The organism is Arthrobacter silviterrae, assembly GCF_011045165.1.
Classification (GTDB): Bacteria; Actinomycetota; Actinomycetes; order Actinomycetales; family Micrococcaceae; genus Specibacter; species Specibacter silviterrae.
Genome location: NZ_JAAKZI010000016.1, coordinates 76,028 through 89,937 on the forward strand (window position 1 = coordinate 76,028; position 13,910 = coordinate 89,937).

At 66.0% G+C, this 13,910-nt stretch carries 12 protein-coding genes; 5 read left to right on the top strand and 7 right to left on the bottom strand.

What is annotated here, in order from left to right:
- Nucleotides 1-7: 7 nt before the first annotated feature.
- The 4 genes from G6N77_RS10665 (at nucleotide 8) to G6N77_RS10680 (ending at nucleotide 4,325) form a co-directional block, all read left to right on the top strand.
- On the top strand, nucleotides 8-676 hold the full coding sequence (locus tag G6N77_RS10665) for a DUF4129 domain-containing protein (protein WP_165182144.1): 669 nt from the start codon (nucleotides 8-10) through the stop codon (nucleotides 674-676).
- The gene (locus G6N77_RS10670; protein ID WP_165182145.1) at nucleotides 673-1,938 is read left to right on the top strand and encodes a DUF4350 domain-containing protein; all 1,266 of its coding nucleotides are present in this window, start codon (nucleotides 673-675) and stop codon (nucleotides 1,936-1,938) included. The genes G6N77_RS10665 and G6N77_RS10670 overlap by 4 nt, the downstream gene beginning before the upstream one ends.
- Nucleotides 1,939-2,027: 89 nt before the next feature.
- Nucleotides 2,028-3,029, top strand: a complete 1,002-nt coding sequence (locus G6N77_RS10675) for an AAA family ATPase (protein ID WP_165182162.1) — start codon at nucleotides 2,028-2,030, stop codon at nucleotides 3,027-3,029.
- Between the two features lie 3 nt (nucleotides 3,030-3,032).
- Nucleotides 3,033-4,325 (top strand): DUF58 domain-containing protein, encoded by a 1,293-nt coding sequence (locus G6N77_RS10680; RefSeq protein ID WP_165182146.1) that lies wholly within the window; start codon nucleotides 3,033-3,035, stop codon nucleotides 4,323-4,325.
- A 198-nt stretch (nucleotides 4,326-4,523) separates the two neighbouring features.
- Here the strand turns inward: G6N77_RS10680 and G6N77_RS10685 are convergent, their stop codons facing one another.
- The 7 genes from G6N77_RS10685 to G6N77_RS10715 all read right to left on the bottom strand — a co-directional run bounded on the left by G6N77_RS10685 (nucleotide 4,524) and on the right by G6N77_RS10715 (nucleotide 12,567).
- Nucleotides 4,524-5,657, bottom strand: coding sequence for a uroporphyrinogen decarboxylase/cobalamine-independent methonine synthase family protein (locus G6N77_RS10685; protein WP_306987070.1), 1,134 nt, complete (start codon nucleotides 5,655-5,657; stop codon nucleotides 4,524-4,526).
- Between the two features lie 29 nt (nucleotides 5,658-5,686).
- On the bottom strand, nucleotides 5,687-6,157 hold the full coding sequence (locus G6N77_RS10690; RefSeq protein ID WP_165182147.1) for a chorismate mutase: 471 nt from the start codon (nucleotides 6,155-6,157) through the stop codon (nucleotides 5,687-5,689).
- 82 nt (nucleotides 6,158-6,239) lie between these two features.
- Nucleotides 6,240-7,952: a dipeptide ABC transporter ATP-binding protein gene (locus tag G6N77_RS10695; protein WP_165182148.1), complete on the bottom strand. Its 1,713-nt coding sequence runs from the start codon at nucleotides 7,950-7,952 to the stop codon at nucleotides 6,240-6,242.
- Nucleotides 7,949-8,902 (bottom strand): ABC transporter permease, encoded by a 954-nt coding sequence (locus G6N77_RS10700; RefSeq protein WP_165182149.1) that lies wholly within the window; start codon nucleotides 8,900-8,902, stop codon nucleotides 7,949-7,951. Before G6N77_RS10700 ends, G6N77_RS10695 begins: the two co-directional genes overlap by 4 nt.
- A gap of 3 nt (nucleotides 8,903-8,905) precedes the next feature.
- The gene (locus G6N77_RS10705; RefSeq protein WP_165182150.1) at nucleotides 8,906-9,997 is read right to left on the bottom strand and encodes an ABC transporter permease; all 1,092 of its coding nucleotides are present in this window, start codon (nucleotides 9,995-9,997) and stop codon (nucleotides 8,906-8,908) included.
- Between the two features lie 136 nt (nucleotides 9,998-10,133).
- Nucleotides 10,134-11,783: an ABC transporter substrate-binding protein gene (locus tag G6N77_RS10710; RefSeq protein ID WP_165182151.1), complete on the bottom strand. Its 1,650-nt coding sequence runs from the start codon at nucleotides 11,781-11,783 to the stop codon at nucleotides 10,134-10,136.
- A gap of 142 nt (nucleotides 11,784-11,925) precedes the next feature.
- Nucleotides 11,926-12,567, bottom strand: a complete 642-nt coding sequence (locus G6N77_RS10715) for a TIGR03086 family metal-binding protein (protein ID WP_165182152.1) — start codon at nucleotides 12,565-12,567, stop codon at nucleotides 11,926-11,928.
- 736 nt (nucleotides 12,568-13,303) lie between these two features.
- Here G6N77_RS10715 and G6N77_RS10720 point away from each other — a divergent pair.
- Nucleotides 13,304-13,633 carry a hypothetical protein gene (locus G6N77_RS10720; protein WP_165182153.1) on the top strand — a complete coding sequence of 110 codons (330 nt, stop codon included), beginning with the start codon at nucleotides 13,304-13,306 and terminating at the stop codon, nucleotides 13,631-13,633.
- Nucleotides 13,634-13,910 lie beyond the last annotated feature (277 nt).

A 13,910-nucleotide genomic window follows, 5' to 3' on the forward strand; every position in this document is an offset into this window, starting at 1 on the left:
ACCCCGCATGATTTTTTCCGCCCTGGCCCCGTACGCCGCCGTCGTGGATGTCCCCGTCACCCCGGGGGCGGATGAGGCGCGCCGCTGGGCGCAGGAGGAACTCGCCAAAAAGGTGTACCAGGATGCCAAGCCCGGCCTGGCACAGACCATCCTCGGCTGGCTGAAACAGGCGCTGGGCGACTTCCTGAACGGCATGGGTTCCGTGCACGGGGATGCCGCCCTGTTGCTGCTTGTCGGCCTGGCACTGGTGGCGGCGATTGCCGCCGTCGTCATTGTCCGGCCGCGGCTCAACCGGCGGAAGCGCGCTGCGCGGGACATCTTTGCGGGTGCGGCGGCGCTCACGGCCGCCCAGCACCGGGAACTGGCCGCGTCCGCCGCGTCGCGTGGCGATTTCGGCACGGCCGTGAGCGAACAATTCCGCGCCATGGTGCGTGCGGGTGAGGAACGCGGGGTGTGCCCGCCGTCGCCCGGACGGACAGCGGCCGAGGTGGCGGCTGACCTCGAACGGGCGTTTCCGGCCCACGGCCCGGCCCTTTCCCGCGCCGCCGGAACCTTCAACGAAGTCCGGTACGGCCATGCCGAACCCCACGCCTCCATGTACCAGGAGCTGGTGGCCGTGGACAGGGACCTGGCCGCCTCGGCCCCCGTGTACGCCGACGGACTGGCGGCACTGTGAGCACGCGGGCGGACCAGGCGCAGTCCGGCGCCGGCGTTTTCACGGCCGACGGCGGCACTCCGGCCGAGCGGTTTCGTGCCGGTTGGCGCAAGCACCGATTTTGGCTCCTGGCCGGCACTCTTTTTGTGGCCGTGACGGTGGTTGGCCTGGTGGTGGGCACCTCCGGCGGGCAGGCGGCCGGCCCCCTCGCTGTTACGAACCCGGCCCCGTCCGGCGGGCAGGCCGCCGCCACCGTGTTGCGCAACCATGGCGTCACCGTTTCAGCCACTGACTCGCTGGCCGCCACACTGGACGCGCTTGAGGCCAACGGCCCGGGCTCCAGCACGGTGCTGCTGTACGACCCAAATTCACTGCTCAAGCCCGAGCAGGTGGCCCGCCTCGCCGGGTCGGCCGCCGATTCAGGGGCAAAGCTGGTGGCCGTCGCACCCGGGCCCCTGGCGGCCAAACGCCTGAGCCCGGACATCAACAGCGCCGGTTCCGTTGCCGCCGGCGGCCCGGCCGTCGCGGCGAACTGTGCCAATCCGGATGCCCAGGCCGCCGCATTCCTGGGCTCCCCGGCCGTGCAGGGATTCTCCGGCGGGTCCGGCACGTCCCCCATCCGCATCTACACGGGGACGGAAACCTGCTTTGCGCCCAGTGGCAAGCCGGGGGCGCCTGGCATCCTGGCCCTTAATGCGGCCGCCGATGTGGCTGTCCTGGGCGATCCCGGCGTGGTGAGCAACCAGGCCCTGGCCAGCCAGGGAAATGCCGCCCTGGTGTTCCGCCTGCTCGGCAGCCGGGACAAGCTGCTCTGGTACACGCCCACGCTGAAGGACGTTCCCGTCGCCGCGCAGCCGCCCAGCCTGGCCGAGCTGACGCCCCAGTGGATCCTGCCGGCGTCGGCCTGGCTGCTGGTGGTAGCCGTGGTGGGCATGTTCTGGCGCGGCCGGCGCACCGGCCCCCTGGTCACTGAACCCCTGCCGGTGCTGGTCAAGGCCTCCGAAACCGTCACGGGGCGGGCACGGCTCTACCAGGACGCCAAAGCTGTTGACACTGCGGCACGCACCCTCCAGCACGCCACGCTGACACGGCTGGCCCGGGAACTTCGCCTGGGCGCGTCCGCCGAGCCGGCGGCCGTTGTGGACGCGGCCGCCGCCCACACCGGGCGCCCACGCCAGGAGCTGGCCGGGCTGCTGGTCCTGTCCAGCCCCCGCAACGAACAAGAGATGTTAACCATGGCTGCTCAACTGGCTGCCCTAGAGGAAGAAATCGCGCAACGATGAGCACACCCTACCCGGACGCCCCCTCCCCCGCCCAGCAGTACCCGGACGGACCCGGCGTCCAGCCCGCGGCGCCCCAGGCGGCCCCTGCAATGCCGGCTGCACAACCTGCACCGGCACCCGCAGCGCCAACCCAGGCGCCGCCGTCGGGCCCGGCCGCCGCCCTGCTGCAGGTCCGCGCCGAGGTGGCCAAGGCCGTCGTCGGACAGGACTCCACGGTGACGGGGATGATGATTGCGCTGCTGGCCGGCGGGCATGTGCTGCTGGAGGGCGTGCCCGGCGTGGCCAAGACACTGCTGGTGCGGGCCCTGTCGCAGGCGCTGAGCCTGGACACCAAGCGGGTGCAGTTCACGCCCGACCTGATGCCCGGCGACGTCACCGGCTCCCTGGTGTACGACTCCCACACCTCGGAATTCACCTTCCGCGAGGGCCCCGTGTTCACGAACATCCTGCTGGCCGATGAAATTAACAGGACGCCGCCCAAGACGCAGGCCTCGCTGCTGGAGGCCATGGAGGAACACCAGGTCTCCGTGGACGGCGTCTCCCGGAAGCTGCCCGCGCCGTTCATGGTGGCCGCCACGCAAAACCCCGTGGAATACGAAGGCACCTACCCCCTGCCGGAGGCCCAGCTGGACCGCTTCCTGCTGAAGCTGACCATGGAATTGCCTGCCCGCGATGAGGAAATTGAGGTGATCCGCCGGCACAGCCTGGGCTTCGACCCGCAGGACCTGCGCGCCGCGGGGGTCAGGTCCGTGGCCGGTGCCTCGGACTTGGCGCAGGCCCGCGCGGCCGTGTCGCGCGTGGACGTTGCCGCCGAAGTCTTGGCCTACATTGTGGACATTGCGCGCGCCACCCGGCAGGCGCCGTCGTTCCAGCTGGGCGTTTCGCCCCGCGGCGCCACAGCCCTGCTCAAGTGCGCGCGCGCCTACGCGTGGCTGTGCGGGCGCAGCTTTGTCACCCCCGACGACGTCAAGGCGCTGGCGCTCCCGGCGCTGCGCCACCGCGTGGCCCTGCGCCCCGAGGCCGAAATGGACGGGGTGGCCGTGGACGGCATCCTGATGTCCATCCTGGCCACGGTCCCGGTGCCGCGCTAGCCCATGGCGATTTCCGGCAGGTTTTTCCTCCTGGCACTGCTGGCGGTGGTGCCCATCATTGCCGTGCCCGCGGCCGCCACGTGGCTGCTCGCGCTCACCGTGCTGCTGCTGGTGCTGGTGGCGGACCTGCTTTTCGCGGCCTCCCCGCGAAGTGTGTCCCTTCGCCGCGAACTACCCGCGGGCGTGCGCCTGAGTGAAGGCACGACGGCGGTGCTCCGGCTGGCGAACCATTCGCCGCGGCTGCTGCGGGGCCGGGTGAGGGACGGCTGGCAGCCCTCCGCCGGGGCCGCCAATGCCGTCCAGGACATACGGATCCCGGCCGGGGAACGGAGGTCCGTGACGGTCTCACTGCTGCCTGTCCGGCGGGGTGACCTGCGGGCCGAACATGTCACGATCCGCTCCTTTGGCCCGCTGGGCATGGCGGCACGGCAAGCCACCATTACGGCCCCGGGAACGCTGCGGGTGCTGCCGCCGTTCAATTCCAAGCGCCACCTGCCGTCCAAGCTGCGCAAGCTCCGTGAGCTGGACGGCAAGGCAGCGGTGCAAATCCGCGGCGCCGGCACCGAATTTGATTCGCTCCGGGACTACGTGCGCGGTGACGACGTCCGCTCCATCGACTGGCGCGCCACGGCCCGGCGCCGCGACGTGGTGGTGCGCACCTGGCGGCCGGAACGGGACCGGCGCGTGGTCATTGTGCTGGACACCTCGCGCACCTCCGCGGCCCGGATCGAGGACGAACCGCAGCTGGACACCGGCATCGAGGCGTCCCTGCTGCTCGCGGTGCTGGCCGAACGTGGCGGCGACCGGGTCAGCCTCATTGCCTACGACCGGCGGGTCCGCACGCGCGTTTCCTCCTCGGGCAAGGGCAACATGCTCGGCGCCATGGTGCAGGGGCTGGCGCCGCTGCAGCCGGAGCTGATTGAGCTGGACGCTGCGGGTGTGCCGGGCCAGGTGCGGGCCGTGACGGCGCACCGTGCTCTGGTGGTGCTGGTGACGTCCCTGGACGCGGGCGCGGCGGAGGAGGGGCTCATTCCGCTGGTGGCACAGCTGGCCCGCAAGCACGTGGTGGTGGTCGCCTCGGTCAGGGACCCCGCGCTGGACGCCGCCCGCCTGGAGAGGTCCACGTCCACCCTGGCCTATCGCGCCGCCGCCGCCGAACACGCCCTCAACCGCCGGGCCGCCATCACGGCCGTCATCAAGCAGCTGGGGGCCGAGGTGGTGGACGCCCCGCCGCACGAGCTCCCCCCGGAGCTGGCCGACATGTACATCCGCCTCAAGGCCGCCGGCCGCCTCTGACCCACCCCCACCCCACCCCCACTACGACCTTCACTACCGACGCTCGGTTGCAATCGGGGCACTTTTCGCAAACCCTCCTGCGGTTCCCCTCGGCCAGTGCCCCGCGCACCGGAGCGATAGCGGGAGCGTTGCGGGAAAACGCCCATATTGTGCGGGAGCGTTGCGGGAAAACGCCCCGATTGCAACCGAGCGTCGGGGTCAGGAGTTGCGGAGGTCGGTCACGGCTGCGGCGACTTCCAGGGACCGGTTCACAATGGCCCGCGCCTCCGCCGGGGAGACACCGGCAAGGCCGGATTCCGGCGTGATGCGGAGCCGGTTAAGCGAGGAATCGGCCAGCCCCAGGCCGCGCCACGGCCTCATGATCCGCTCCACCAGGGCAGAGTACGACGCCGGCGCCCGGTCCGGGCGGACGGGTACGGTCCCGGCCCAGAAGCCGATTCCGGACTCGACCACGCCCGCCAATTGTTCCCAATGGCCGGTGTCGAGCATGGGCACCGGCAGTGCCACGGCGTCGATCCCGGATTCCAGGGCAAGCTCCAGCGCCTTGCGCCAGGCGGCACCTTCGGCAGCCTGGGTGTCGGCAGCCTGGGTGTCGGCGGGCCGGTTCCCGAAGGGTTCCACCGCCGGGGCAAGGTTGAGGGCCACATTCGCGAATCCCGCGTCCCGGGCCGATGAGACAAACGCCGTCCACGTGTGGCGCAGCTCCGAGGCAGGAATGGAGCGCAGGGTGCGGTAGCCGGAGGACGTGGGAATGGTGCCCGCCAGTGCCGCCGCCACGCTCGGTTCGTCCACCTGGAGCGTCAGGGCGGCCCCCGGTACGGCGGCCCGGACCTTTTCTGCATGCAGCGCAAGCCCGGCGGAAAGCGACTGTGCCACGTCCCGGCGGGCGCCGTAGTCCCGCAGGGCGCGTTCGCCGTAGTGCAGGTGGATGGCAGCCGCCAGCGAAACCGGCCCCACAACCTGCAACTTCAATTCCGGCAGTTCCAGCTCTGCCGCGCCGGCGACATCCGCCAAAACGTTGACGTCCGTGGACAATGCGGAAACTGCGCGGCGGTGGTCACTGCCGGGACGGTCCACGAAGCGCCAGCCGTACGGCTGCACGTCCACGGGCAGTTCCACCAGCAGGCCGGCGGTGCGGCCGACGGCGTCCGACCCCACCCCGCGCGCCGGCAGCTCCGGCAGCGACGGCAGGTGCGGCGGCGTGAAAAGGCCCAGGGAGACCTTGGCCGCCTCGACGGGATCGGTGCCGGGCCACGGCCCCAGCATGGCGGCCGTGACACTGGTCTCGGCAGGGCCCAAATGGGGATCGGCTGCCGGACCGTGCTTGTCCACCGGAAACTGCCTGCTCGGTGAGGTGCCCACTAAAGGTTCGTGCCGCCGTCGTCCGTGGCGAGACTTTCGGGGCTGCCCACAAAGCCCTGTCCGTCCAGGCTCACCACGGGGACCACGCCGGTGGCGGCCACGGCGGAGTGGCTCTCCGAGATGGCCTGGTGGTGGTGGATGACCTCGCTGATGATGAAGTTCAGGAATTTTTCGGCGAAGGCGGGGTCCAGGTGGGCGGACTCGGCAAGGGCGCGCAGCCGCTGGATCTGGGCCTTCTCGCGGTTGGGGTCGGCCGGGGGCAGCTGGTGCTTGGCCTTGAGGATGCCCACCCGCTGGGTGGCCTTGAACCGCTCGGCCAGCAGGTACACAAGGGTGGCGTCAAAGTTGTCAATGCTGGAGCGGATGGACAGCAGCTCCGCCATGACGGCCGGGTCAACGCTGCCGGTCAGGGAGCTGGCGGCCGGGTCAAAGTCTTCAACGGACAGGTGGGCGTGGCTCGGTTCGGTCATGAAAACAGTTTAGGTGGTGCACCGTGCGGACAAAACTTGTGTCCACGCCGGCACACCACCTAAAACACGTCCTGCGAAACCGCTACTTTGCGGCGAGCAGCGCCTGGTGTACGGCCCGGCGCTCGGCCTGTTCGGCCGGGTTCGGCACCGGCAGCGATGCCAGGAGCCGCTTGGTGTAGATGTCCTGCGGGTCGCCCATGATCTGGCTGCCGATCCCCTGCTCCACCATCTTGCCCTTCAGCAGCACACCCACCCACTCGGCCAGGATGTCCACCACGGCCAGGTCGTGGCTGATGAACAGGGCCGCGAAGCCCAGCTCGGCCTGGATGTCCCGGAACAGTTCCAGCACCTTGGCCTGGACGGAGACGTCAAGGGCCGACGTCGGCTCATCGGCGATCAGCAGCTTCGGCTTCAGTGCCAGGCCCCGGGCCAGCGACGCCCTCTGGCGCTGCCCGCCGGAGAGCTCGTGCGGGAACCTCTTGGCGTAGGCGCGCGGCAGCTGGACCGATTCGAGCAGTTCCTCCACTTTTTTGGTGACGGCCGGCCGCGGCATGTCGGTGTGGATCAGCAGCGGCTCGGCAACGCACTCGCCAATGGTCAGGTGCGGGTTGAACGAGGCGGCCGGGTCCTGGAACACGAAGCCGATGTCCTTGCGGTACGGGCGGAAGGTGCGCTCCTTGTAGTCGCGCATCTCGTAACCCAGCACCTGGAGCGAACCGCCGGTGGTCCTGTTGAGACCGGCGATGGCCCGGCCAATCGTCGTCTTGCCCGAACCGGACTCCCCCACCAGGCCAAACACCTCGCCGGCGCTAATGGTGAAGGACACCTTGTCCACGGCGCGGAATGCGGGGCTGCCCAGGCGTCCCGGATACTCAATCTCCAGGTCCGTGGCCCGCACCAGCACCTCCTTGTCCTGGAAGGCCCGCTCGGTGAAGCCCGCCGAGGCGGAATTGCGGCCCAAGTGCGGCACCGCTGCCAGGAGCTTCTGCGTGTACTCCTCCCGGGGCGCGGCAAAGAGCACCTCGGAGGAGGCCTCCTCCACCACGTCGCCCTGGAACATGACCACCACGCGGTCGGCCAGGTCGGCCACCACGCCCATATTGTGGGTGATGAGCACAATCGAGGTGCCGTACTGGTCGCGAAGATCGCGCAGCAGTTCCAGGATTTCGGCCTGGACAGTGACGTCCAGGGCCGTGGTGGGCTCGTCCGCCACAATCAGCCCCGGGTTCAGCGCCAGCGCGGCGGCAATGACCACGCGCTGCTTCTGCCCGCCGGAGAACTGGTGGGGGTAGTAGTCCACGCGCTTTTCCGGCTCCGGGATGCCCACCTTCCGCAGGGCGTCAATGGCCAGCCCGCGGGCTTCCTTGCGTCCCACCCGCTTGCCTTCGGGCCGGTGCGCCCGCAGGCCCTCGGCGATCTGCCAACCCACCGTGTACACCGGGTTAAGTGCCGTGGAGGGTTCCTGGAAGACCATGGCCACGTCGCGGCCGCGGATCTGGCGCAACTGGTGTGGGCTGACGGAAATGACGTCGTTGCCGCTGATCACCACGGCACCGCTGCTTTGGGCGGTCTCCGGGAGCAGGCCCAGGATAGTCTTCGCCGTGACGGTCTTGCCGGAGCCGGATTCGCCCACGATGGCCACAATCTCACCGGGCGCCACTGTGAAGGACACGTCCTTCACAGCAAAAACGTCACCGGAATCCGTGGCAAAAGTGACCTTGAGGTTGTCAACGTCCAGCACCGGCCGCGGCGCGGCTTCACCCTGCGGGGCGGCGGTATGTGTGGAGCGGCTCATGCGTCCACCAACTCCTTGTTCTTCTTGCGGCCGTTCTTTTTCCCGGCACGCTTGCGCCCGCGCAGCCGCGGGTCATTGAGGTCATTCATGGATTCGCCCAGCAGTGTCAGGCCCAGCACCGTCAATACAATGGCGGCGCCCGGGAACACGCCCGTCCACCAAATGCCGGAGGCGGCGTCGCTCTGGGCGTGGTTGAGGTCGTAGCCCCATTCCGCCGCGGAGGACGGCTCAATGCCGAAGCCCAAAAAGCCCAGCCCGGCAAGCGTCAGGATGGCCTCGGAGGCGTTGAGCGTGAAGATCAGCGGCAGCGTCCGGGTGGCGTTCTTGTAGATGTGCCGGGCCATGATGCGCACGCTGGAGGCACCCACCACAATGGCCGACTCCACAAACGGCTCGGCCTTCAAGCGGATGGTCTCGGCCCGGATCACGCGGAAGTACTGCGGGATGAACACCACGGTGATGGAGATCGCCGCGGAGAAAATCCCCGACCACAAGTTGGACTGGCCCTTGCTGATGGCAATCGACATGACCATGGCCAGCAGCAGGGTGGGGAAGGCGTAAATCGCGTCAGCGAGCACCACCAGGATCCGGTCCAGCCACCCGCCAATGTAGCCGGACAGCAGGCCCAGGATCACGCCGATGAAGATGGACAGCGCCACGGCCACGACAATCACCAACACGGCAGTCTGGGTACCCCAGATGGTGCGGGAAAAGACGTCGTAGCCGCCCGCCGTGGTGCCCCACAGGTGGGCGGACGACGGCGGCGCCTGGGTTTCGTTGAAGCGCTGGGTTGGGCCGTACGGAGAAAGCAACGGCGCCAGTGCTGCGGTCAGCAGGAAAAGGCCGGTCATGACGATGCCGGCGATCAGCATGCCGCGCTGCAGGCCCATGCTCTTTTTGAGCTGGGCAACAATAGGCAGGCGGCTGAACAGTGACTTTTTGGTCTCCATGGCCTAGTACCTCACCCTCGGGTCGATGAGTGCGGCGATGACGTCCACAATGAAGTTGGTGACGGCCACGATGACGGCCAGCAGGGCCACAATGCCCTGCACGGCCACGAAGTCGCGGGCCGTTAGGTAATGGGCCAGCTGGAAGCCCAGCCCCTTCCACTCGAAGGTGGTCTCGGTCAGGACGGCGCCGCCCAGCAGCAGGGCGATCTGAAGCCCCATGACAGTGATGATGGGGATCAGCGCCGGTTTATAGGCGTGCTTGGTCAGCAGGCGGTATTCGCTGACGCCGCGGGAGCGCCCGGCCTCAACATAGTCCTTGCTGAGCGTGCCGATGACGTTGGTGCGGACCAGGCGCAGAAAGATGCCTGCCGTCAGCAGGCCCAAGGCCACAGCGGGAAGCACCGAGTGCTGTGCAACGTCCCAGAATGCCGTCATATTGCCGCTGCGCAGCGCATCAAGCCAGTAGATGCCGGAGGGGGCAGTCAGTTCCGCCATGGCAATTTCGGTGCTGGTGTTGCCGCGTCCGGCCACAGGGAACCAGCCCAGCCAGATGGAGAATACGAGCTTGAGCAGCAGGCCGGCGAAGAACACCGGGGTGGCGTAGAAGGCGATGGCCAGCACGCGCAGGATGGCGTCCTGGTACTTGTCGCGCTTGTAGGCTGCCAGCATGCCAAAGGGGATGCCGATGGCGAGGGCCACGATGAGGGAATTGACAGCCAGTTCCAGCGTTGCGGTGCCGTACGTGGCCAGCATGTCCGAGATGGCCAGGTTGTCGGAGATCGTGCGGCCAAAGTTGCCGGTGGCGATCTGGCCCAGGTACTCAAAGTACTGGACGAAGATGGGCCGGTCGTAGCCGGCTTCGTGGATACGCACTGCCAGCTGGTCTGACGAAAGCCGCCCGCCAAGGGCTGCCGTGATGGGGTCGCCGGTCAGGCGCATCAGGAAGAAAACCATGGTGACGAGAATGAGGATGGTGGGGAAAATCAAGGCGAAGCGGATGAGCAGATATTTGCCCAGGCTGCCTCCCGCCTTCTTTTTCCGTTCGGGTGCCTGCGCGGCGGGTTCCGCCTCGGGCAGGTCAATCATTGCGGTCATGTATGCCTATTTCTGGGGAGCAAAAGTATGGTGCGGTCCGTGCTGTTTTGTCCACAGTGAGTGGACTCGTGCAAGAAGGCGGGGCATCCAAGGGAGGCCCCGCCTTCGTGCATGGTTAGGTGTTCACAGCCAAGTGCTACTTGGAGAGAACGCCCAAGCGGAACTTGAACGAAGCATCCAAGGTGTCCTTGGTGCCGTTGACCTTTGCGTTGGAAACGGCAACCTGGGCGCCCTGCAGCAGCGGCAGTGTGGACAGGTCCTTGGCTTCAGCAGCCTGAATGTCCCCAATCAGCTTGGTACGCTTGGCCTGGTCGTTCGTGACCAACTGCTCGCTGATCAGCTTCTGGATGGCGTCATTGCTGTAGTGGTTCTTCAGGAAGTTGTCCTTGCTGAAGAACGGCGTCAGGTAGTTGTCGGCGTCGGAGTAGTCCGGGAACCAGCCCAGCTGGTACAGCGGGTAAGCGCCTCCCTTGTCCGAGCGTTGCTTGGAGTAGGAAACCCATTCCGTGGACTGTAGGTTGACCTTGAACAGGCCGGTTGCTTCGAGTTGCGCCTTGATGGCGGCGTATTCGTCGCCCGAGGAGGAGCCGTAGTGGTCGGGGTTGTACTGCAGGTCCAGTGTCACCGGGCCGGTTACGCCGGCGTCGGCCAGGGTCTTCTTCGCCTTGGCGACATCCGGGGCACCGTTGCCGTCGCCGTAGTCTGCCTTCAGGGGCTCGGTGGCGCCGGTGAAGCCAGCCGGAACGAAGGAGTAAAGGGGCAGGTAAGTGCCCTTGTAGACCTGGCTGGCGATGGCGGCACGGTCAATGGAGTCAGCCATGGCCTGACGGACGGCGAGTGCCTTAGCGGGATCGGGTGTGGAGGTCTTCGCACCGAAGGGCATGGTGTCAAAGTTGAAGACAATGTAGCGGATTTCGCCACCTGGCCCAATGTCCACGCGGACGTTCTTGTCGGACTTGAGGCTGTCGATGTCCGTGGCTGTCAGGCTGCGCCAGGCCACGTCAATGTTGCCCTTTTGCACATCGAGCTTCAGGTTGGTGGAATCCGCGTAGTACTTCATCGTCACGGCGTCCGACTTGGCCGGGCCCAACAGGCCCTGGTAGTCCGGGTTCTTCTTGAACGAGATGAGCTCATTCTTCTTGTACGTGTCAATGGTGAACTGGCCGGCAAAGGCCTTGCCCTTGATGATGGTGTCGTCATCGGTGACCTTGTCGGCGCTGAACACCGTGTTGTCAACGATGGGGGCGGCCGGGCTGGTGAGCACCTGCGGGAACGTCTGGTCGTTGCCGAGCTTGAGCTTGAACACCACGGTGGTGGCATCCGGGGCGCTGACGCTTGCCAGGTTGCCGAGAAGGGTCGCAGGGCCGTTCTGGTCGTTGATCTTCAGCATGCGGTCAAAAGAGAACTTCACGTCCGCGGAGTCCAGAGCGGTGCCGTTGGCCCACTTCAGGCCCGGCTTGAGCTTGACGGTGTACTCCGTGGGGGAGGTGAATGATGCCGAGACGGCGATGTCCGGCTTGGGGTCGGCGCTGCCCGGTGTCGAGTTGAGCAAGAATGGGTAGATCTGGTTCATGACCATGAACGAACCGTTGTCATAGGACCCGGCCGGATCAAGGAAGGTGACTTTGTCCGTGGTGCCCACAATGATGGGCCCGCCGGTGGTGCCGGCACCTGCACCATTGGTGCTTCCGCCACCCCCTGCAGGGCCCGTGCATGCAGTCAGTGCGAGAACGGAGATGCCGGCAACGGCGATCACCGACCGCAGTCCAAACATTTTCTTAGCCATTGGCAAACTTTCTTTTCAGAGCGATCTCATGAAACAGGCCACACTACGTTGTGTGACCTGACCCACTCGTCTTATGTTTACTTTCTATCAGACTTATGGGTGTGTCTCTGACCACAGGCGCAAGTTGCAACCAGATGGTTACTTACCGGTGCAACCTGTGGGACTGGGTTGTGACGGATTCCGCCGGGCGGCCCGGGGCAAATCCCGGGTTGCGGCCAAACCAGCCGGCCAGGCGGGCGTAGCTGTCCGAGGCGATGGACACTCGCACCTCGGGGCCGAAAGACTTGTCCGCCCCGCGGTATTCGGGCTTCATCACCCGCTGGGCCCAGGCCAGGGACTGGTCTGCCAGCGCCGGGTCAAGGATAACGGGCACCTCGGTGGCTTTCAGCAAGTCCCAGGAGTGGACTGTGAATTCTGCGATTTGCAGGCCTATCCGACTGCGCAGGGGTGCCTCTCCCCCGCCAGGCAGCGCCACCTGGTGGCTGAGATCGGCAGAGGCCCACGCACGCATCAACATGACGGCACCGTCCGCAAATCTCGTCGACCAGTCGGCCCCCACCGTGGCGTGGGCCGCCTGAGGGTCAACATTGTTGCCGCGCGCCACCAGGGTGAAGTTGTGGAGGTCCTGGACCACCAGGTGGTGCAGGAGGTCCTGGACGTTCCATTCGGAGCACGGGGTGGGCCACTCGGCCTGGTTGGAGGAGATGGCGGCGATGACTTCACCGCATTGATCCAGTGCGCGTTCCAGTAGCTGAAGCGGGTTGGGGATTAACTGCGGGGGCATGATCGTGTACCTTCCGTGAGCCAAGTCACTATAACTGGAAGTTTACGCCAGCCGTCCGTCCAATGGGTGTCGCGGTCGTTTCGGGCGCGGCCACAAAACCTTGATTTAAGATCGCCACGCACCGTTATTTACTTTCTTACGTATATGACAGGCGTCGATACTCACCAAATGGGGCGCCTGCAAAGGGCGGTGTCTTACTATCGAAGCCATGAGTTGGTTGAATGGAGAGTGTCGGGCGGGGCACAGGGTGTTGTCGTATTTGAGATCGGACGGACATCGCTGTGGGCATCCAGGCACGCAAGACTAATGGGCGAATCAGAGCTCATCGGGACCGGTGCCACACGGCAATTTGGCGGGAACGTCGGCGAAGACCCGCAGCCACCCGCCTGTCAGTGGAGACTGTACTGCCTACCGTCAGCTCAAACACCGCAAGCACGCAAGATCGAGACGAGTCTTGTCCTTGCTGCGCGGGCGAGGGAAGATCCGCCCAGGTCAAGGACGCCATGGCGAATTGTAGGGCCGTTTTGTTTTAGAAGCGGCAGAGGCCAGCGCAGAGACTATGAACAAGTCATCCACGGCCGATGGCAGCACCGCGTCCCACGAGACGTTTCATTCGGTGGATTCGAGCCTTGGCCAATGAGAAATCTGCAAAGCTCGGAGTCCTGCTCCGGTCCAAGCACCCAAAGCGCTATTCATGCAAGTCACTGGGGAACTTACGGGCGGGAGGATCGTCGAGATGGTCAGCGTCGACCACCGGCCCGGCGAGGCCGCTGATCGCTGTATTCCGAGCACTTGCGAGGGAGAAGTATTCGTTGGCAAGGGAGGTAAGTTCCTGATCATGCTCGGGGTAACCGACGACAAAGAGGCCAACTGGTTACCCGACGATCGCGTCGACAGGGTCAACGACCTGATGATCCACCTCGCCCTCACCATCCACCCTGGCTGCGACCGTCGGATGACAACAAAAAACAGGCTGATCCGCGAGGACCTGCGCAAGGACGTCGAATTGACCAACCACAAACCATATCTGGACTCCATGGCTGTCGATCAAAACGACCGGCACTGAGCCGTCCTCGGACTTTTCACACCACAGGAAGCCTTTACCGAGCTACTCGACGACAATGTCGCCAAGACGGGTTGACACCGCCAAGTCCATTTGAGGCGGCAACCTCTTAACAAAACGTGCAAGACAGCGAAGACTGTGGCTTCTTGGAGTGCGACGTCTCGAGACAGACGTAAGAGCTTTTGAAGGCGGTGTTGAATGTCATCCTCCCGGATAGAAGCGTTGCTAACGAAGTCCATCTCGTCATATGGTGCATCATGTCCTTGACAGGGGCCGCTAG

Coding starts and splice junctions, on each gene's coding strand:
- G6N77_RS10665 (WP_165182144.1), top strand. CDS start 8: ATGATTTTTTCCGCCCTGGCCCCGTACGCCGCCGTCGTGGATGTCCCC.
- G6N77_RS10675 (WP_165182162.1), top strand. CDS start 2,028: ATGCCGGCTGCACAACCTGCACCGGCACCCGCAGCGCCAACCCAGGCG.
- G6N77_RS10680 (WP_165182146.1), top strand. CDS start 3,033: ATGGCGATTTCCGGCAGGTTTTTCCTCCTGGCACTGCTGGCGGTGGTG.
- G6N77_RS10690 (WP_165182147.1), bottom strand. CDS start 6,157: ATGACCGAACCGAGCCACGCCCACCTGTCCGTTGAAGACTTTGACCCG.
- G6N77_RS10695 (WP_165182148.1), bottom strand. CDS start 7,952: ATGAGCCGCTCCACACATACCGCCGCCCCGCAGGGTGAAGCCGCGCCG.
- G6N77_RS10700 (WP_165182149.1), bottom strand. CDS start 8,902: ATGGAGACCAAAAAGTCACTGTTCAGCCGCCTGCCTATTGTTGCCCAG.
- G6N77_RS10705 (WP_165182150.1), bottom strand. CDS start 9,997: ATGACCGCAATGATTGACCTGCCCGAGGCGGAACCCGCCGCGCAGGCA.
- G6N77_RS10710 (WP_165182151.1), bottom strand. CDS start 11,783: ATGGCTAAGAAAATGTTTGGACTGCGGTCGGTGATCGCCGTTGCCGGC.
- G6N77_RS10715 (WP_165182152.1), bottom strand. CDS start 12,567: ATGCCCCCGCAGTTAATCCCCAACCCGCTTCAGCTACTGGAACGCGCA.
- G6N77_RS10720 (WP_165182153.1), top strand. CDS start 13,304: ATGGTCAGCGTCGACCACCGGCCCGGCGAGGCCGCTGATCGCTGTATT.